The sequence below is a fragment of the Streptomyces triculaminicus genome (genome assembly GCF_017349075.1).
GTDB lineage: Bacteria > Actinomycetota > Actinomycetes > Streptomycetales > Streptomycetaceae > Streptomyces > Streptomyces triculaminicus.
Map to the genome: position 1 here is coordinate 1587980 of NZ_JAFMOF010000002.1, position 14990 is coordinate 1602969.

At 73.2% G+C, this 14990-nt stretch carries 9 protein-coding genes (1 of these 9 cut by a window edge); all 9 read left to right on the plus strand.

The genetic code is table 11. The annotated features are described in order from the left end of the window. Tightly spaced (each overlapping or abutting the next), the 9 genes in view from J1792_RS17380 to J1792_RS17420 form a layout consistent with a single transcriptional unit that may run on beyond the window. The gene (locus tag J1792_RS17380; RefSeq protein WP_086575392.1) at window positions 1-1308 is read left to right on the plus strand and encodes a Pvc16 family protein; all 1308 of its coding nucleotides are present in this window, start codon (window positions 1-3) and stop codon (window positions 1306-1308) included. Then, a complete protein-coding gene (locus J1792_RS35405; RefSeq protein WP_242705159.1) occupies window positions 1305-3233 on the plus strand; it encodes an ATP-binding protein in 1929 nt (642 codons plus the stop codon). The genes J1792_RS17380 and J1792_RS35405 overlap by 4 nt, the downstream gene beginning before the upstream one ends. Then, on the plus strand, window positions 3230-3496 hold the full coding sequence (locus tag J1792_RS17390) for a hypothetical protein (RefSeq protein WP_179198803.1): 267 nt from the start codon (window positions 3230-3232) through the stop codon (window positions 3494-3496). Before J1792_RS35405 ends, J1792_RS17390 begins: the two co-directional genes overlap by 4 nt. Beyond that, window positions 3493-10821 carry an eCIS core domain-containing protein gene (locus J1792_RS17395; RefSeq protein WP_207247640.1) on the plus strand — a complete coding sequence of 2443 codons (7329 nt, stop codon included), beginning with the start codon at window positions 3493-3495 and terminating at the stop codon, window positions 10819-10821. The genes J1792_RS17390 and J1792_RS17395 overlap by 4 nt, the downstream gene beginning before the upstream one ends. Then, window positions 10818-12878 (plus strand): eCIS core domain-containing protein, encoded by a 2061-nt coding sequence (locus J1792_RS17400; protein ID WP_207247641.1) that lies wholly within the window; start codon window positions 10818-10820, stop codon window positions 12876-12878. The genes J1792_RS17395 and J1792_RS17400 overlap by 4 nt, the downstream gene beginning before the upstream one ends. Further along, complete coding sequence (locus J1792_RS17405; RefSeq protein WP_207247642.1) at window positions 12875-13240, plus strand: LysM domain-containing protein; 366 nt, start codon at window positions 12875-12877, stop codon at window positions 13238-13240. The genes J1792_RS17400 and J1792_RS17405 overlap by 4 nt, the downstream gene beginning before the upstream one ends. Beyond that, window positions 13233-14405, plus strand: coding sequence for a hypothetical protein (locus J1792_RS17410; protein WP_207247643.1), 1173 nt, complete (start codon window positions 13233-13235; stop codon window positions 14403-14405). The genes J1792_RS17405 and J1792_RS17410 overlap by 8 nt, the downstream gene beginning before the upstream one ends. Next, complete coding sequence (locus J1792_RS17415; RefSeq protein ID WP_086575108.1) at window positions 14402-14911, plus strand: phage baseplate assembly protein V; 510 nt, start codon at window positions 14402-14404, stop codon at window positions 14909-14911. The genes J1792_RS17410 and J1792_RS17415 overlap by 4 nt, the downstream gene beginning before the upstream one ends. After that, window positions 14911-14990: the 5' portion of a PAAR-like protein gene (locus J1792_RS17420; protein WP_086575111.1), read on the plus strand. It continues 265 nt past the right edge of the window; 80 of the gene's 345 nt are visible here — the first part of the coding sequence; its start codon is at window positions 14911-14913; its stop codon lies beyond the right edge, outside the window. Before J1792_RS17415 ends, J1792_RS17420 begins: the two co-directional genes overlap by 1 nt.

The window sequence follows — 14990 nt, forward strand, 5'->3', positions numbered from 1 at the left end:
GTGAGCAACGGCTACGCCCTCGCCGCCGTCACCGCGGTCCTGCGCAACCGCCTCAACCACCACCTCACGGCCGCCGGGCTGTCCGGGACGGTGGGCGACGTGACGGTGAGTGCGCTGCCACCGGACCGCATCCCCGTGGGCAGCGGCGAACCGACCCAGCTCAACGTCTTCCTCCACCAGGTCACCCCCAACCAGGCATGGCGCAACACCGGCCTGCCCGCCGCCGACTCCACGGGCGCCGCCATCGATGCCCAGCCCCTCGCCCTCGACCTGCACTACCTGCTCACGGCCTACGGATCCGACATGTACGTCGGTGAGATCGTGCTCGGACACGCCCTGCGGGCCCTGCACGACGAGCCGCTGCTCACCCGGCCTCTCATCAGGGAGGCGCTCAACCCGGCCACCCCCGACCCGACGCTGCCCCCGGTGCTGCGCGACGCCGGGCTCGCCGACCAGGTGGAGACCATCCGGCTCACCCCCACCGTCATGACGGCCGAGGAGATGTCGAAGGTGTGGTCCGCACTGCAGGCGCACTACCGGCCCACGGCCAGCTACACGGCCCACGCGGTGCTCATCGACAGCGCACGCCCGCGCCGGCCCGCCCTGCCGGTCTCCGCCGGCGGCGTGTCCTCGCGGGGCCGGGCCCAGATGCCCCCGGTGCTCGACGCCGTCGAGAACGCCGCCGGGAGCGCCCCGATCACCGCCGACAGCACCGTCGTGCTGCGCGGCCGCGACTTCGCCACCGACGGCGTCCTCCTGCTGGGAGAGGCCGAACACCCCCTGACGGTCGCGAAGGAGGTCACCTCGGGGACGATCACCGTGCGACTGGCGGACGTGACCCCACGGCCGCGCGCGGGAACCGTCGCCGCCCAGGTGCGGATGAACATCGCGCTCGGCGACCCGGAGACCGCGCACGCCGCCTACCCCTCGAACTCCGTGGCCTTCGTCCTGGCCCCCGCCATCGCCGCCATCGCGCAGGTGACGAGCACCGGCACCGCCGGCGGCGTACCGGTGGGCACGGGCCACGTCGACGTCACCCTGAGCCCCCCGGTCACCGCCCGACAGCGGGTCAGCCTGCTGCTCAACGAGGTGGCCCCGCCCGCCGGCCGACGAGCACGCAGCATCGCGCTCGCGGCTCCGCCCGACAACGGGGTACCGCCCGGGGCGGGGGAGACGGCGACGATCGCCTTCCCGTTCACACGCGTTCCTCGCGGCGACTACGTCGTACGCCTGTCGGTCGACGGCGCCGAGAGCCCGCTCGCCAGGGACGGCTCCGGCCGCTACGCCCTGCCGCGGGTCACGCTGTGACCGGCGACCGGGCCCAGGCCAACCACCGCTGGCTGGCGGCGGCGGTCACCGAGATGGAGACCAGGCTCCGCCGGTACGCGGGCCTGGCCGGCGACGACGACCCGGAGTCGGCCGCGGCGCGGCAGGCGTGCGACGAGGCGGCCGCCGCCCTGCCCGGCCGGTCCGCGCTGGACGCCCTCGCGTGGGCGTACCGGCTCACCGCGTTCGAACGGAACATCGTCCTGCTCACCGCCGCCGACGAACTCCACCCCGGCATCCGCGCGGTGTGCTCCATGGCCAACGGCGGCGCGCACGACCACCCGACCTTCGGGCTCGCCCTCGCGGCCCTCGACGAGCCGCACTGGAGCGCGATCACCCCGGACGGTCCGCTGCGCTCCGGGCGCCTCGTCGACGTGGGCGAGGGCCGGCTCGTGGACGCCCCGCTGCAGATCGACGAACGCGTGCTGCACAGCCTGCTGGGGGTGTCCCGGCTCGACCGCCGCCTCCAGCCGTACGTCGTGCCCGTGCGCCGCCCTGCCCTGCCGCTGCCCGCCAGCCTGGTGGCGGCCGCCGACCAGGTGCGCGCGGTGTGGGCCGAACCCCGTACGGGGCCGGTGCCCGCCGTGGTGCTCCACGGTCCGGAGCCGCGGGACCTCGGCGCGGTGGTGGCGGAGGCCGCCGACGGGCTGCCGGTGTACACGGTGAGCGCGGCGGAGCTGCCGCCGGGCGCGGTGGAGCGGGAGACGTTCGCGCGGCTGTGGGAGCGCGAGGCGCTGCTCGACGGCGCCGTGCTCATGATCGACTGTTCGGACGGCGGACCGCTGGAGCGGCAGGCGGTCGCGGCGCTGACCGACCGCGTCGACGTACCCGTCGTCCTGGCCGCGCCCGACCCCGTGGCCCTGCCCGGCGCCGCGGCGCCGATCGCGGTGGGACGGCCGCCGCGGGCGGAGCAGAGGCAACTGTGGCGCGCGGTGCTCGACGACGAGATCCGCTCGGACGACCGGCTGGCCCGCCACGTCGACGAGGCGACCACGCAGTTCGACGTGGGATACGCCGACATCGCCGACGCGGCCGCCGGCACCGCACCGTCCGCCGCCTCGCTGTGGCGCCTGTGCCAGGCGCGGTCGCGATCGAGGCTGGGCGATCTGGCCCAGCGCATCGAGCCGCGGGCCCGCTGGTCCGAACTGCGGCTGCCCGAAGACCAGTTCGCGGCCCTGCGCGACATCGCGGCCCAGGTACGGGGCCGGGCCAAGGTCCATCACGAGTGGGGGTTCGAGCGGCTCTCCCAGCGCGGGCTCGGCGTGAGCGCGATGTTCTCCGGCCCGTCGGGCACCGGCAAGACGCTCGCCGCCGAGGTGATCGCCGGGGAACTCGGCCTCGACCTCTACCGCATCGACCTGTCCGCCGTGGTCAGCAAGTACATCGGTGAGACCGAGAAGAACCTCCGGGCCGTCTTCGACGCCGCGGACAAGGGCGGTGCGGTGCTGCTCTTCGACGAGGCGGACGCGCTCTTCGGCAAGCGCACCGAGGTCCGCGACAGCCACGACCGGTACGCCAACATCGAGGTCAGCTACCTCCTGCAGCGCATGGAGTGCTACCGCGGCCTCGCCGTCCTCACGACCAACACGCGCTCCGCGCTCGACCACGCGTTCCTGCGCCGGCTCCGGTTCGTCGTGCACTTCCCCTTCCCCGACCCCGCCCAGCGCGCGGACATCTGGCGCGTGGTCTTCCCCCCGGAGGTGCCCACCAGCGGCCTGGACCCCGAGCGACTGGCCCAGCTCAACGTCACCGGCGGCAGCATCCGCAATATCGCCCTCCAGGCCGCCTTCCTCGCCGCCGACGCCGACGAACCGGTCACCATGGGCCATGTGCTGCGGGCGGCGCGCAGCGAGTACGCCAAGCTCGACCGGCCGATCACCGCCGTGGAGGCCGGAGGATGGGCATGAGCGACGACGTGCGGGACGTGGAACTGCACATCGGAGAGATCGCGGTGCACGGTGTGGAGGTGGAGCGGCCCGACCTGCTGGGCCCGGCGTTCGAAGCGGCGTTCTCGCGGCTGCTGCACGAGCGCGGCGTGCCCGCGAGCTGGTCCACCGGCGAGCTCACCGCACCGGACAGGACCCTGACGATGGACCGCTTCGGGCCGACGACGAGCACCGAGGCGCTCGCCGAACGCCTGGCCCGCACCGTCTACGAAGGGCTGCGATGAGCGGGCCGGCGAAGCGGACGACCAACCGCCCCGGCAACGCGGCCGCGCCCCACACCTCCCTGGCCCCCCGCCGGAACAGGCTCGCCCCCGAACGGGGAGCGTCCCTCGCCCAGGACCGGCGACGACCGCGCGCCCGTGCCCACCCGCGCATCGTCGACGCCGACAGCACCCGCGCCGACCGCACCGCGCACCTGCTCGCCCGGCTGGCCGGACAGCTCGGCTTCCGGATCTCCGAGGCCAAGATCGTGGTGGACGAGGAGGCGGCGCGCCGCACCGCGCCGCGCGGTGCCCGAGGCCTGATGGCCGACGGCGTGATCTGGCTGCACCCGGACCGCTACGACCCCGCCACCGCCGCCGGCCGCGCCCTCCTCGCACACGAGGCCGCCCACCTGGCACAGCGCGGCGCCCGCAGGCACCTCGCTCCCGTCGCCACCCTCACCGACGCCGAGGCCGAAGCGGCCCGCGCCGCCGTCGACTTCGCCGAGGGCCGCGAGCTCACCGCCGCGTCCGCGGCGCTGCCGGACGGAGCGGCGGCCGCCGACACCGGGGCCCAGGTCCTCGACACCTACGCCCGCGAGATCACCGTCATCCGGGCCCAGCTCCGGGGCGGCTGGCTCACCGGGATCGACGACGCCGACGTCTCGTACGTCCTGCTCGTCCTGGACCAGTACCCGTTCGCCACCGCCACCGCGATCGCCCGGGCGGTCGGCACCCCGTACCTCGCACGGCTGCCCCAGCACCTGATCGAGGGTCACCGCCGCCGGCACCAGCAGTCGGTGACCGCCTGGTACGGCGCGATGACCGCCGACGACAAGCACCGCCTGGACCGCCACCTTTTCGACGGCATGAACCTGGACCAGGCGCCTCCCGCCGAGCGCGCCACCATCGTCGAAGTACTGCGCGAGCTGCCCGGCAGCACGTTCGCCGAGCTCCTCCAGGGCCCCGCGCGCACCCAGGTGCTGGAGATCATGCAGGCCCCGGCCCTGGACGAGGCGCAGGGGGAGCGCCGGAGGAAGGCCCGGGCCGCCGAGGAACCGGAGCGCCTGGAGGGGCGGCCCGGACCCGGCGGCGACGAGCGGCTACGGCAGATCGCCTCCGGTGTACGGGACCGCATGCGCGGCTCCGGCCGGCAGGCCGTGCACGCCGCCCTGGACCTGCTGAGCGCGCTGCTGCCCGGCCCCGCCGACGGCGAACGGGCGCCGACGGACCGGCCGTCGGCGCCCGGCCTGAGCGAGGTCGTGGAGCAGCTGGAGCCCGGCGGCATCGTCGATCGCCTCATCGAGGGGCTGCCCGAGCGCGAGCGGAGCGAGGGCGACCCGTACGGCGCGGTCCTGTTGGAGGTCATCCGGCACCGTCCGGTCGCCGCCAACCTCGCACGGCTGCGCGAACTCCTCTCCTACGGCTTCTTCCACGGCCTGTTCGGCCTGGGCGGCATCAGCGGCGGCGAGGCATGGCTGGCCTACCAGATCGTCAGACGGCTGCCACCGGCGGACCAGGAGCGCTGGCGGCGGCTGGACAACGGCCTGTGGTTCCGCCGGCTGGAGGACCACGTCCCCGAGGAGCGACGCGGCGCCTATGAGGGCGTCGTCGTCGAACGCGACCCCGACGGCCGGCTGGCCGACGTGGCCTCCCGCATCTCCGGCGCCCTCGCCGACGACGCGGGCCGCGCCGCCTGGGACGGCGTCCTGGCGGCGACCCGCGAGGGAATCGACGAAGCCCGAGCCCCCGGACTGCTGGTGCGCATCAACGGGGCGGGGGAGCGCATCCCCGAGGCACGCCGGGACGAGGTGCGGCGCGCGGTGGTGCTCCGCCTCGACCAGCTCGGCCTGCTCAGCAGAATTCTGGTGGCCCTGCCCGACCGCTTCCTGTTCGACATCGACAACCTGACCCTCGTCCGCCGCATCGCCGCGCTCCGCGACCCCGAGCACATCCGGCGACAGGTCCACGATCTGATCGGCCGCAACTTCTGGCACCAGCTCCCCATCATCGGCGGCTTCCTCTCCCCGTGGTCGGTCTCCGCCCACGAGGCCTTCATCGCCTTCCAACTGGTCCGGCTGCTCCCCGAGACCGACCGGCGGGAGCTGGAGGCGAGCGGCCACTGGGGCGCCATGGCCGACGCGATGACCGTGGAGATGCGCCAGGCGAGCGGTGTCCACCTCTTCGCGGACAAGCACGGACAGGAACGCGACCGGATCCAGGAGCGGCTGCGGGACGACAGGCTCTGGACAGGCTCGCGGGCGGCGGAACTGCGGACACTGGTGCGCCTGGCCATCGAGCTCGGCCTGCGGCGGTTCGTCTTCGACCGGTCGCGGGAGACCCGGGCGTTCGAGAAGCCCGAACTGCTGCCCATGGTGGAGGCGTTCACGCTCTACGCCGATCCGCGCCGCACGCACTACGAAGCGGAACGGCTGCCCTTGGACGAGGCCCCGCAGGACCTGGGGGGCGTGATCCGGCGGGTGGGCGGCTGGTTGTGGGTGAAACTGCGGGCGCTGAGCGCGCTCGGCAGAAGCCTGCGGGCCGGGGAACACGGCGTCGGCGTCAAAGAACTGGACCTCGGAGCGGTCCAGGAACTGCTCGGCGGCTCGCTCGGCCCCGCCGTCCTGGCCGGCCCCCAGGAGAAGACCGGCGGCCCCGGCCCCACCGCCGTCGGAGCCACCGTCCCCACGGCCGGAGCGGGCAACCAGCTCACCCTGCTCTACGACCCGCCCACGGGAGTTCTGACCTTCAGCCTCCCCCGCCTGGAAGTGGCCTCGGTCAACCAGCTCTCCTCCGGAATCGCCCTGCGCAGCAACCGGATCGTCCTCAGCGGGCTGTCCGGCGCCGCGACGTTTCCGCCGAGCCGTGGCGACCGGCCGAACGCGGTGCGCCTCACCCTCTCCCAGGCCGAGATCACCGACCTGCTGGTCACGGGGGACGACCTGCTGGTGGGCATCGCGAGTACCGTCGCGCGCACGCTCGGCCTGCACCTGAGCGAGACCGGCGTCGACGAGCCCGTTCCGCAGTCGCCCGGCAGCGACTACGCCCTGCCCATCCCCGTCCTCGCGCCGCTCGTGGCGACCATCATCGACCTCGTCCAGACCGTGAGGTCCGCCAAGCAGGAGGCCCGCTCCGCCTTCTCGCTGCGCGGACTGCAGGTGACCCTCGGCAGCGTCGAGTTCACGGGCATCGCCTACGGCTCCGGGATCACCGCGCACTCGGCGCGCATCGACGACGTCCTGCTCGGGGTCGGGCTCAACCGTCCCGCCTACCTGCGCTCGTTGCAGGAGGTGTTGCGGCGCCGGCTCGCCCGCGCGGTCGAGCGCGGAGCCGATGCCGCGACACGCGGCGCGCTCGAGCGGCGGATCGCGCAGACACAAGCGGAGCTCGAATCGCTCAAGGGGCGGGAGAGCCGGCTGGCCGAGCTGCGGCGCCGATACGTGCGCGACCCGGGCGCCGTCACCGAGGCGGAGCGCCGCGAGGCGGCGGCCCTCGAACGCGAGATGACCGGTGGCGCGGTCCTCGACGTCGGACGCGTCGCACTCGAAGGCCTGGACGGTGACGTCCAGGCCAAGGACATCAAACTCACCGGTGTGACGGGTGAGGTGTCCGCGCCGGTCTTCGGCCCGGACACGGCCCCTCTGTCGTCGGTGTTCGTCACCGACCCCGAGCGGATCGCGGAATTCCGCCGGCGCGCCGGCCGCACCCCGCCCACGGGCACGGTGGCACCCGCCGTACTGCCCCTCCGCGCCGAGGAGTCCGTGACCACCGGCTTCTTCCAGCGCGGCGACATTCCGAGCGCGGCATCCCTGCGGAAGCAGCTGGACAGCCTGCCACCAGGCACACCCGAAGAGCGCAGGAAGCTGCTGCGCGCGCTCGTCGCGCAGGTCGAGGCGTACGAAGAGCTGCAGCGGCAGGCCCGCGAGCACGCGCTGAGCCCGGGGGACAGGAAGAAACTGGACGACGCCCGGGACGAGCTGCAGCGTCTCTTCGGCTTCCGGGCGGCCCGGGTACGAGCCCAGGGCGTGGGCGCCGACCTGGTGATCGGACCCGCGCTGACCCGTGTGGAACGGGGCGAGATCGTCGCGGAATCCTTCACCGCGACCGATGTCGCCTACGGAGGCTTCTTCACGGCGAAGGAGATCACCGGCGGGGGAGTCGGCGCCGCGTGGACGGACAGGCCCGGCGACCGGGTCGGCGGGCCCGAACGGCAGAACCTCACCTTCCACGCGGACCGGCTCAAGGCGTCCGGGGCGGTCGTCGACTGGGCGGGCAACCGGGCCGACGAGGTCGGCGTCAGCGGCCTGGCCGGCGAGCTGCAAGTGGTGCGCGCGACGCCCGGCGGCCCGGCCGTGACGCTGCGGATCCCGAACCTGACGGTGGCGTCCGCCACGGTGTCGGGCCTCGACTACCGCAACAACGCCGTCTGGCTGCACTCCACCGGCACCACCCGCATCACCGGGGTCGCACTCACCGCCGAACTCCACCGCACCGCCGGCACGGACGGCCCCGGCTGGATCGTCCGCGTCCCCCACCTGCGCCTGGACCGGGTCAGCGCCGACCGGCTCCTCCTCGAACGGAACGCGCCCGGAACCCCGTTCCGCGCCGAGATCACCTCCGGATCACTGCTCAACATCGACGTCCAGGACTACGTCTTCCGCCTGGGCACCGCGCAGGCCGACGACCGGCTGCCGCGCCGATTCGAGATCGGCGGCCTCGACCAGCTCCGCTTCGACGTGGCGCTCGGCGCGCTCGGCGGCGGGTCGGGTGTCCTGTCCAGCGTCACCGCGACGGGACGACCACAGCTGACCGGCACCCTCGTCGTCCGGGCAGGGTCGGACGCCGAGCAGGGCGGTGAGCAGATCGACCTCGCCGGACTGCAGCTGACCCAGGGCGTGCTCAGCACCAAGAGCGGCCGCGTCCAGATCAAACGGCTCACCGTCGGCGCCTCCGTGCACCACTCCGGCGACGTATGGACCGTACGCGAGCTGAAGGTGCCCGAACTGCGGGTGGAGAAGCTGCGTTGGCGGACCGCCGACGCGGCCGAGATCACCTCGCAGGGTCCCGCCGCACTGACCGGACTGTACGCCGTCGGCTCCCTGACCGCGCCCCCCGGGCAGCCCGTACGGGTGCACGTCGACCACCTCGGCGTCGCCGCCGTCACCGCCGAGCACCTGCGCTACCAGCAGGGCTCCCTCATCCTCGAACTGGGACGACCCGACGCTCCCCGGCGAACGGGACATCCGCCGCTGGAGATCCGCGACATCCGGTTGCTCGACCTGGACTGGACGTCGACGCGAGGCATCGGCAAAGGAACCCTGGACGTCGGCTCGGCGGCGGTCGAGTTCCACGGACAGGTCACCGACCACCTGCGGTTCGGGGCGACCGTCGAGGCCACCACGATCCACGCCGACTTCACCTCCGGCGGGCACGTGGTCCTGCGCGCCCGGGGAACGGCCGACGCCGACGTGGCCTGGGAGGAACCCGGCCCGCCCGGCGCCCCGACACCCAAGCAGGAGGCCCAGGCCCACGTCAGGATCGCCGGACTGGACACCGGCGTCGTCGCCATCGGCCCCGACGGTATCGAATTCGGTCCCGGCACCGAACCGGGCCTGCAGATCGCCGACATCACCGTCGACCGGATCCACTACGCCTCGCCCGGCCTGCGCATCGACAGCATCGGCGGAGGCCGCGGCGTCGTCCTGCGCCGACCGCACGCCAAGTTCCGCGTGGAACTGCGCAACGCCGCCGAACGCAAGGCAGCCGGCCGCGACGCCTCACCGATCCGCCGGATCCTGCTCAGAGAGCTCGGCATCGACGTCATCGAGATCGACGGGCTCAAGGTCACCCTGCCGACCCTGCTGCCTCCCGACCCGGCGGGAGCCGGCCGCCCGGTGGAGTTGTGGCTGGCCCCCGGGGAGACCGGATTGCTGCGCGGCACGAGCCTGGTGCTGCCGCCCGAGGGAGCGGCCATCGTCGCCCCCACCGCACCCGGCGGCGGCTGGACCATCCCCGAACTGCACCTGCAGGTCACCGGGGACACCGGCCCAGGAGCCGCCGGCGGCACCTCGGACGCGCTGCTGCTGCCCAAGTTGCGCGCCAGGATCGCGGGCATCCTCCCCGACGCCACCGCACGGGTGGCCGTCGAGCGCATCGACGTCGACCACCTCAGCGGCGGGGGAGTGGTCGTCGACCTGCGCCACCCCAGCATCACCGCGCTCGAGGCCGTCTTCCCCAGAACCCCACAGCACCGGCTGCGTCTCGTCGGCCTCGGCCCCGGGCAGCCGCCCGAGGCGGGCGGAGTGCGCGCCGACCGAGCCCGGTTCGACAGCCGCACCAACCAGGTCACGATCACCGAGCTCGGCCTCAAGGGACTCTCCTACAAGAACGCGGACGCCGGCCTGGAGGTCACCGTCGACAGCGCCAGGGTGCCCGGCGAAATCCGTGACGACCTCCGGACAGGATCAAAGGACCCCGTCCGCGAGCTCATCGTCGACGGGGCCTCCTTCCGCCTGGACCTGTCCCAGCAACCGGCCGGACCGCCCGCGGCCAAACCGTGGACGGAGCTGCTGACCCGCCTCGGCCCCTACCGCCAGGTCTTCGACTCGCTGCAGGCGACCATCCAATTGACGATCCACCAGACGGCCACCGGCTGGTTCCGCACCGACACCAGCGTCAACCTGAACATCACCGACGGGCGCCTCGACTACTCCGAGATCCAACAGCAGATCATCGGTGGCTACCAGGCGCTCGTACACTTCGACCTCCCCCTCGGCAAGTCCGAACTGGACCTCTCGCTGAGCATCCCGACCCCGGACGGTATGCAGGACCTGCCGGTGGCGGTCTGGCACCTGGACCGCGACGAACTCCGCCAGGCCGACACCGCACGCCAGATCCGCCTGTGGCGCCTGCTCGACCCCGAAGGAGAGCTGCGTACCCGCCTCGAGGCCCCTTCCAAGCCCGGCGCCGCCCCCAGCCCCGTCGAACTGCGCGACATCGTCCTGGACCTCGCCGCCCGCAGCGGCCGCCCCATCCCCATCGACCTCGCCGAAGCCAGCCGCGGCAAGATCACCGGCAAGGTGATCCTGGCACCCGACGCGCTCAGCAGCCTCCGCCTGACCGGCGCACTGCCCGGCGGCCTGGTACAGGACCAGGCCGGCCTGGCCCAGGCGAAGATCGAGACGACGGAGGTCCACCTACCCGGAGGCCCCGAGGTGCGCAGCGGCGAGATCGTGATCACCGGCCTGCGCGACCTGAACGTCACCCTGAGCCCGAGCTGGGAACCCAGGCTCCTCAGCGGCCGCATCGACCGTGCCGTCGCCCGCGGCATCACCTGGAGGCGACCGTGACCCCGTACGCCCGCATGCCCCGCGACCTGCCCCACCGCACCGACAAGGGTCCGGCACCGCGCTGGCGGCGTGCCGAGCGCGAGGCCGACAAGACGGCCAAGGCCGCATTGCACACCACCAGCCCCCTTGGGCACACACCGACTGGAGAGGTGCCCCTCTCGGACGGCCCGCACCACCACCCCGGCGTCGGACGGCCGCTCGACGACGACCGGCGGCTGTTCTTCGAGCGGCGGCTCGGTGCCGACCTGAGCCGGGTGCGCGTCCACGACGACGCCGCCGCGGCCCACGCCGCGGACGAGGAACAGGCCCACGGCTACACCGTCGGCGACCACGTGGTGCTCGCCGCCGACGCCGACCACGACGTGCTCGCCCACGAGCTGGTCCACGTCCTGCAACAGCGCCGGGCAGGACGCACCGCCCTGCAACGCCAGGAGCGCCAACCGACCGAGACCAAGCACCTCGGACCACCGACCACGCCCTTCGACATCGTCCGCACCCGCCCGACCGCCGAGCACGCGCGCGTGCTCTTCCAGCACGACTCGCTCTCGCTCAGCGGCTTGGACCTGAAGGCTCTGCAGGTCGCTCTTGAGGGCAACCGACCGCTCCAGGCCGACATCGACGGTTATGCCAGCCGCGAGGGCGCCGCCGACCACAACCTCAACCTCTCCGCACACCGCGCGGCCGTGGTCGCAGCCGCGCTCACCCCTCTGCTGCCCGAGGGATCGGTCGTACGCCTGCACGCTCACGGGGCGACCGAGGAATTCGGCGCCGACTCCGCCGCCAACCGCAGAGCCGGCATCCGGCTGACCGAGCTGCCCGAGCCCGCCGCCCCGCCGTCCGCCCCGCCTCTGGGCACCCGCCCCCGCCTCGTACCCCACCTGGAACTGAAGCCGCCCGCCGGCCTTCCCCTGCCGCCGGGCACGCTGCCCCCGGTGCCCGACGTGCAGTTGCGCCCACCCCACCTGCCCGGGCGGGAGGCGCCTCGCGACCCCCTGCCCGACCTGAAGACCCCGGCGCCGGGCCCCTCGGTGCTCAAGCCCGACGCGCCCGCGCCCTCCGCAGCCGTTCTCGCCGACCCGCCCGATCGTCGACTGGCCCGCCCTGCGCCAGGTGTTCACCGAGCACGGCGCCGGGTCCATCGACGCCCGCACCGGCGCGGCCGCGGAATCCTTCGCTCTCCGCTGGTACCAGTTCTACCGCTCCAAGGGCGTCCCCGAGGAACAGGCCAGATGGCTGGCCAACCTCGGCACCCGCAAGGTCGTCGCCGATGGACTCAGCCGCGAGGGCAACACCGTCAAGGACCGCAGCGACGAGGAACTGCGCCGCCAGGGCCTGCCCACACCGGTCGAAGGCAGCGTCGACCTGCTCGAGATCCTGCGTTGGCTCAAAAAGGAGCGACGATGAGCCCCCAGAGCTCCCCGCGCACCGTCCGCGGCGGCCTCGTCCTCCTCGACGCCACCAGCAACGCCGTACGCCGGGTGATCAGCCTCCAGTACAACCCGGACACCGTCACCCGCACCTTCCAGATCCGCGGCGCCGGCGGGGACGCCGGGGCCCGCGCGGAGGCACTGCGCCTGACCGGACCGCCCCAGCAGAGCATCACGCTCGACGCGGAGTTCGACGCCACCGACCAGCTGGAGTTCCCCGAGGCCCACCCCACGGTGGTGGAGGTCGGGCTGCGTGCCCAGCTCGCGGTCCTGGAGACCATGGTCTATCCCTCCGCCGACGCCCTCCGCGGATCCGCCGCGCTGGCCGCCGCCGGGGCGCTGGAGATCGCTCCCACCCCGGCGCCGCTGACCCTCTTCGTGTGGTCCAAGGACCACATCACGCCGGTGCGCATCACGGAGTTCTCCATCACCGAGGAGAGCTTCGACGCCCGGCTCAACCCCACCCGGGCCAAGGTCCACCTCGGTATGCGCGTCTCCACCGTCAACGACGTCGGAACCGCCAGCGGGGCGGGCAGCCTGGCCATGACCCATCACCAGCGGCTCGAACAGCTCGCGGCCCGGCAGGCCCCCGCCGGCATCGACACGCTGGGGATCGGAGCCCTGCCATGAGCATCGACCCCACCGCCTTCCTCGCCTCCGTCACCGCCGCCCCGCCGGTCCACCACGCGCCCAACAGCCGCTACCGCGACATCCCCACCGCCGAGCTGACCAACCCCGACGGCACCTCCACCGTGCACCTGCGGCGTCGATTCGTTCCCGAGCCCGACCTTCTCGCCACCGTGGGCCGGGTCCGCGTCCGCGACGGCGACCGGATCGACACCCTGGCGGCGGAGGTCTTCGGCGACCCCACGCTCTTCTGGCGGCTCGCCGACACCGGCCTGGAACCGCGCCCCGCCGCGCTGACGGCCGAGCCCGGCCGCGTCCTGCGGGTGACCGCCGCCGAGGGCATCCCCGGAGGCGGCGGTGCTTAAGGGGATCACCTTCAGCCTGCTCATCGGGGCCGTCCGCGTGGAACCGGTGCCCGCCGAAGTCGCGGACGCCCTGCTGGAGGCACAGGTCAGCGTGACCGCCGGCCAGCGCAGCGGCTTCCAGCTGAAGTTCGCCCTGGCCAAGGACGGCGTCCTCGACCGCCGGCTGCTGCCCGGCCGCAGCCTCGACCCGCCGAACCGGGTCATCCTCGTCGTGCACGTCGACGGCGTGCCGACGGTCCTGATGGACGGCGTGATCACCCGCCACGACGTGGTGCCCTCCAACGACGCGGGACAGTCCACGCTCACCCTCACCGGCGTGGACGTGACCCAGATGATGGACCTCGTCGACATGTCATGGCTGCCCCTGCCCGCCATGCCGCCCGAGCTGTGCGTGGGGTTCATCGTCGCCAAGTACGCGATGTACGGGATCGTCCCGCGCATCGTGCCCAGCCTCCTGCTGCTCGTCCCCAACCCGCTCCAGCAGATCCCCAACCAGCAGGGAACCGACTACGAGTACGTCACGAAGCTGGCCGACGACGCCGGCTACGTCTTCTACGTCGAACCCGGACCGCGCCCCGGCCAGAACCTCGCCTACTGGGGCCCCGAGATCCGCGCCGGCCAGGTCCAGCCCGCGCTGAGCGTGAACATGGACGCCGCCACCAACGTGGAATCCCTGTCCTTCTCCTTCGACGGCATCTCCAAGTCGGTGCCCGTCGTGCTCGGACACCTGCCGCACGCGCACCTGACCATCCCCGTGCCCGTACCGGACATCACCCCGCTCAACCCGCCGCTCGGGCGCAAGATCCCGCTCCCCCTGACGATCAAGCCGATCAACGCCGGGCGCAAGGCGTCGGCATCCGAGCAGACCCACGAGCGCGACGACGCCACCGCCAAGTACGACATCGTGCAGACCACCGCACGGGCGCTGGCCCGGGCCGCCCAGTCCGCGAACGTCGTCTCCGCCTCCGGGTCGCTGGACGTCCTGCGCTACGGCCGGCTCCTCGAAGCCCGCCGACTGGTGGGAGTACGGGGCGCCGGGCCCGCGTACGACGGCGAGTACTACGTCAAGAGCGTCACCAGCACGCTCAAGCCCGGCGAGTTCAAGCAACGGTTCAGCCTGAGCCGCAACGCCCAGGTGGCCATCTCGGGAGCAGTCAGTCCATGAGCAAACGCTATTTCGGCAAGTACCGCGGCACGGTCGTCAACGACATCGACCCCCTGAGGACCGGCCGGCTGCTGGTCCAGGTGCCCGACGTGACCGGCCCCGGCCCCTCGACCTGGGCCATGCCCTGCTTCCCCGCGACCGGCGCGCAGCACGGCACCTGGATGCTGCCCACCCGCGGCGCGGGAGTGTGGGTCGAGTACGAGCAGGGCGACTCGCACTACCCGATCTGGGCCGGCTGCTGGTACGGCAGCGTCGCCGAAGTGCCCGCCATGGCCCTCGCCGCCCCGCCCGGTGTGCCGCACGTGGTGCTGCAGACCGTCCGGCAGAACGCACTGGTCATCTCCGACGCCCCCGGACCCGCCGGCGGCATCCTCATCAAATCGGCGACCGGCGCCCTGATCTCCGTCAACGAACTGGGCATCACCCTCAGCAACGGCAAGGGAGCGGACATCACCATGACGGGCCGCACGGTCACCGTCAATCAGGGCGCCCTGGTGGTGACCTGATGCCCGGCACCCTCCTCCACACCGGCGCCTCCGTCTCCTGCCCGCACGGCGCCACCGCGCAGACCACCACGTCGAACAC

Excerpts from the sequence above, each read along its gene's own strand:
- J1792_RS17390 (WP_179198803.1), top strand. The coding sequence starts at position 3,230 with ATGAGCGACGACGTGCGGGACGTGGAACTGCACATCGGAGAGATCGCG.
- J1792_RS17395 (WP_207247640.1), top strand. The coding sequence starts at position 3,493 with ATGAGCGGGCCGGCGAAGCGGACGACCAACCGCCCCGGCAACGCGGCC.
- J1792_RS17405 (WP_207247642.1), top strand. The coding sequence starts at position 12,875 with ATGAGCATCGACCCCACCGCCTTCCTCGCCTCCGTCACCGCCGCCCCG.
- J1792_RS17415 (WP_086575108.1), top strand. The coding sequence starts at position 14,402 with ATGAGCAAACGCTATTTCGGCAAGTACCGCGGCACGGTCGTCAACGAC.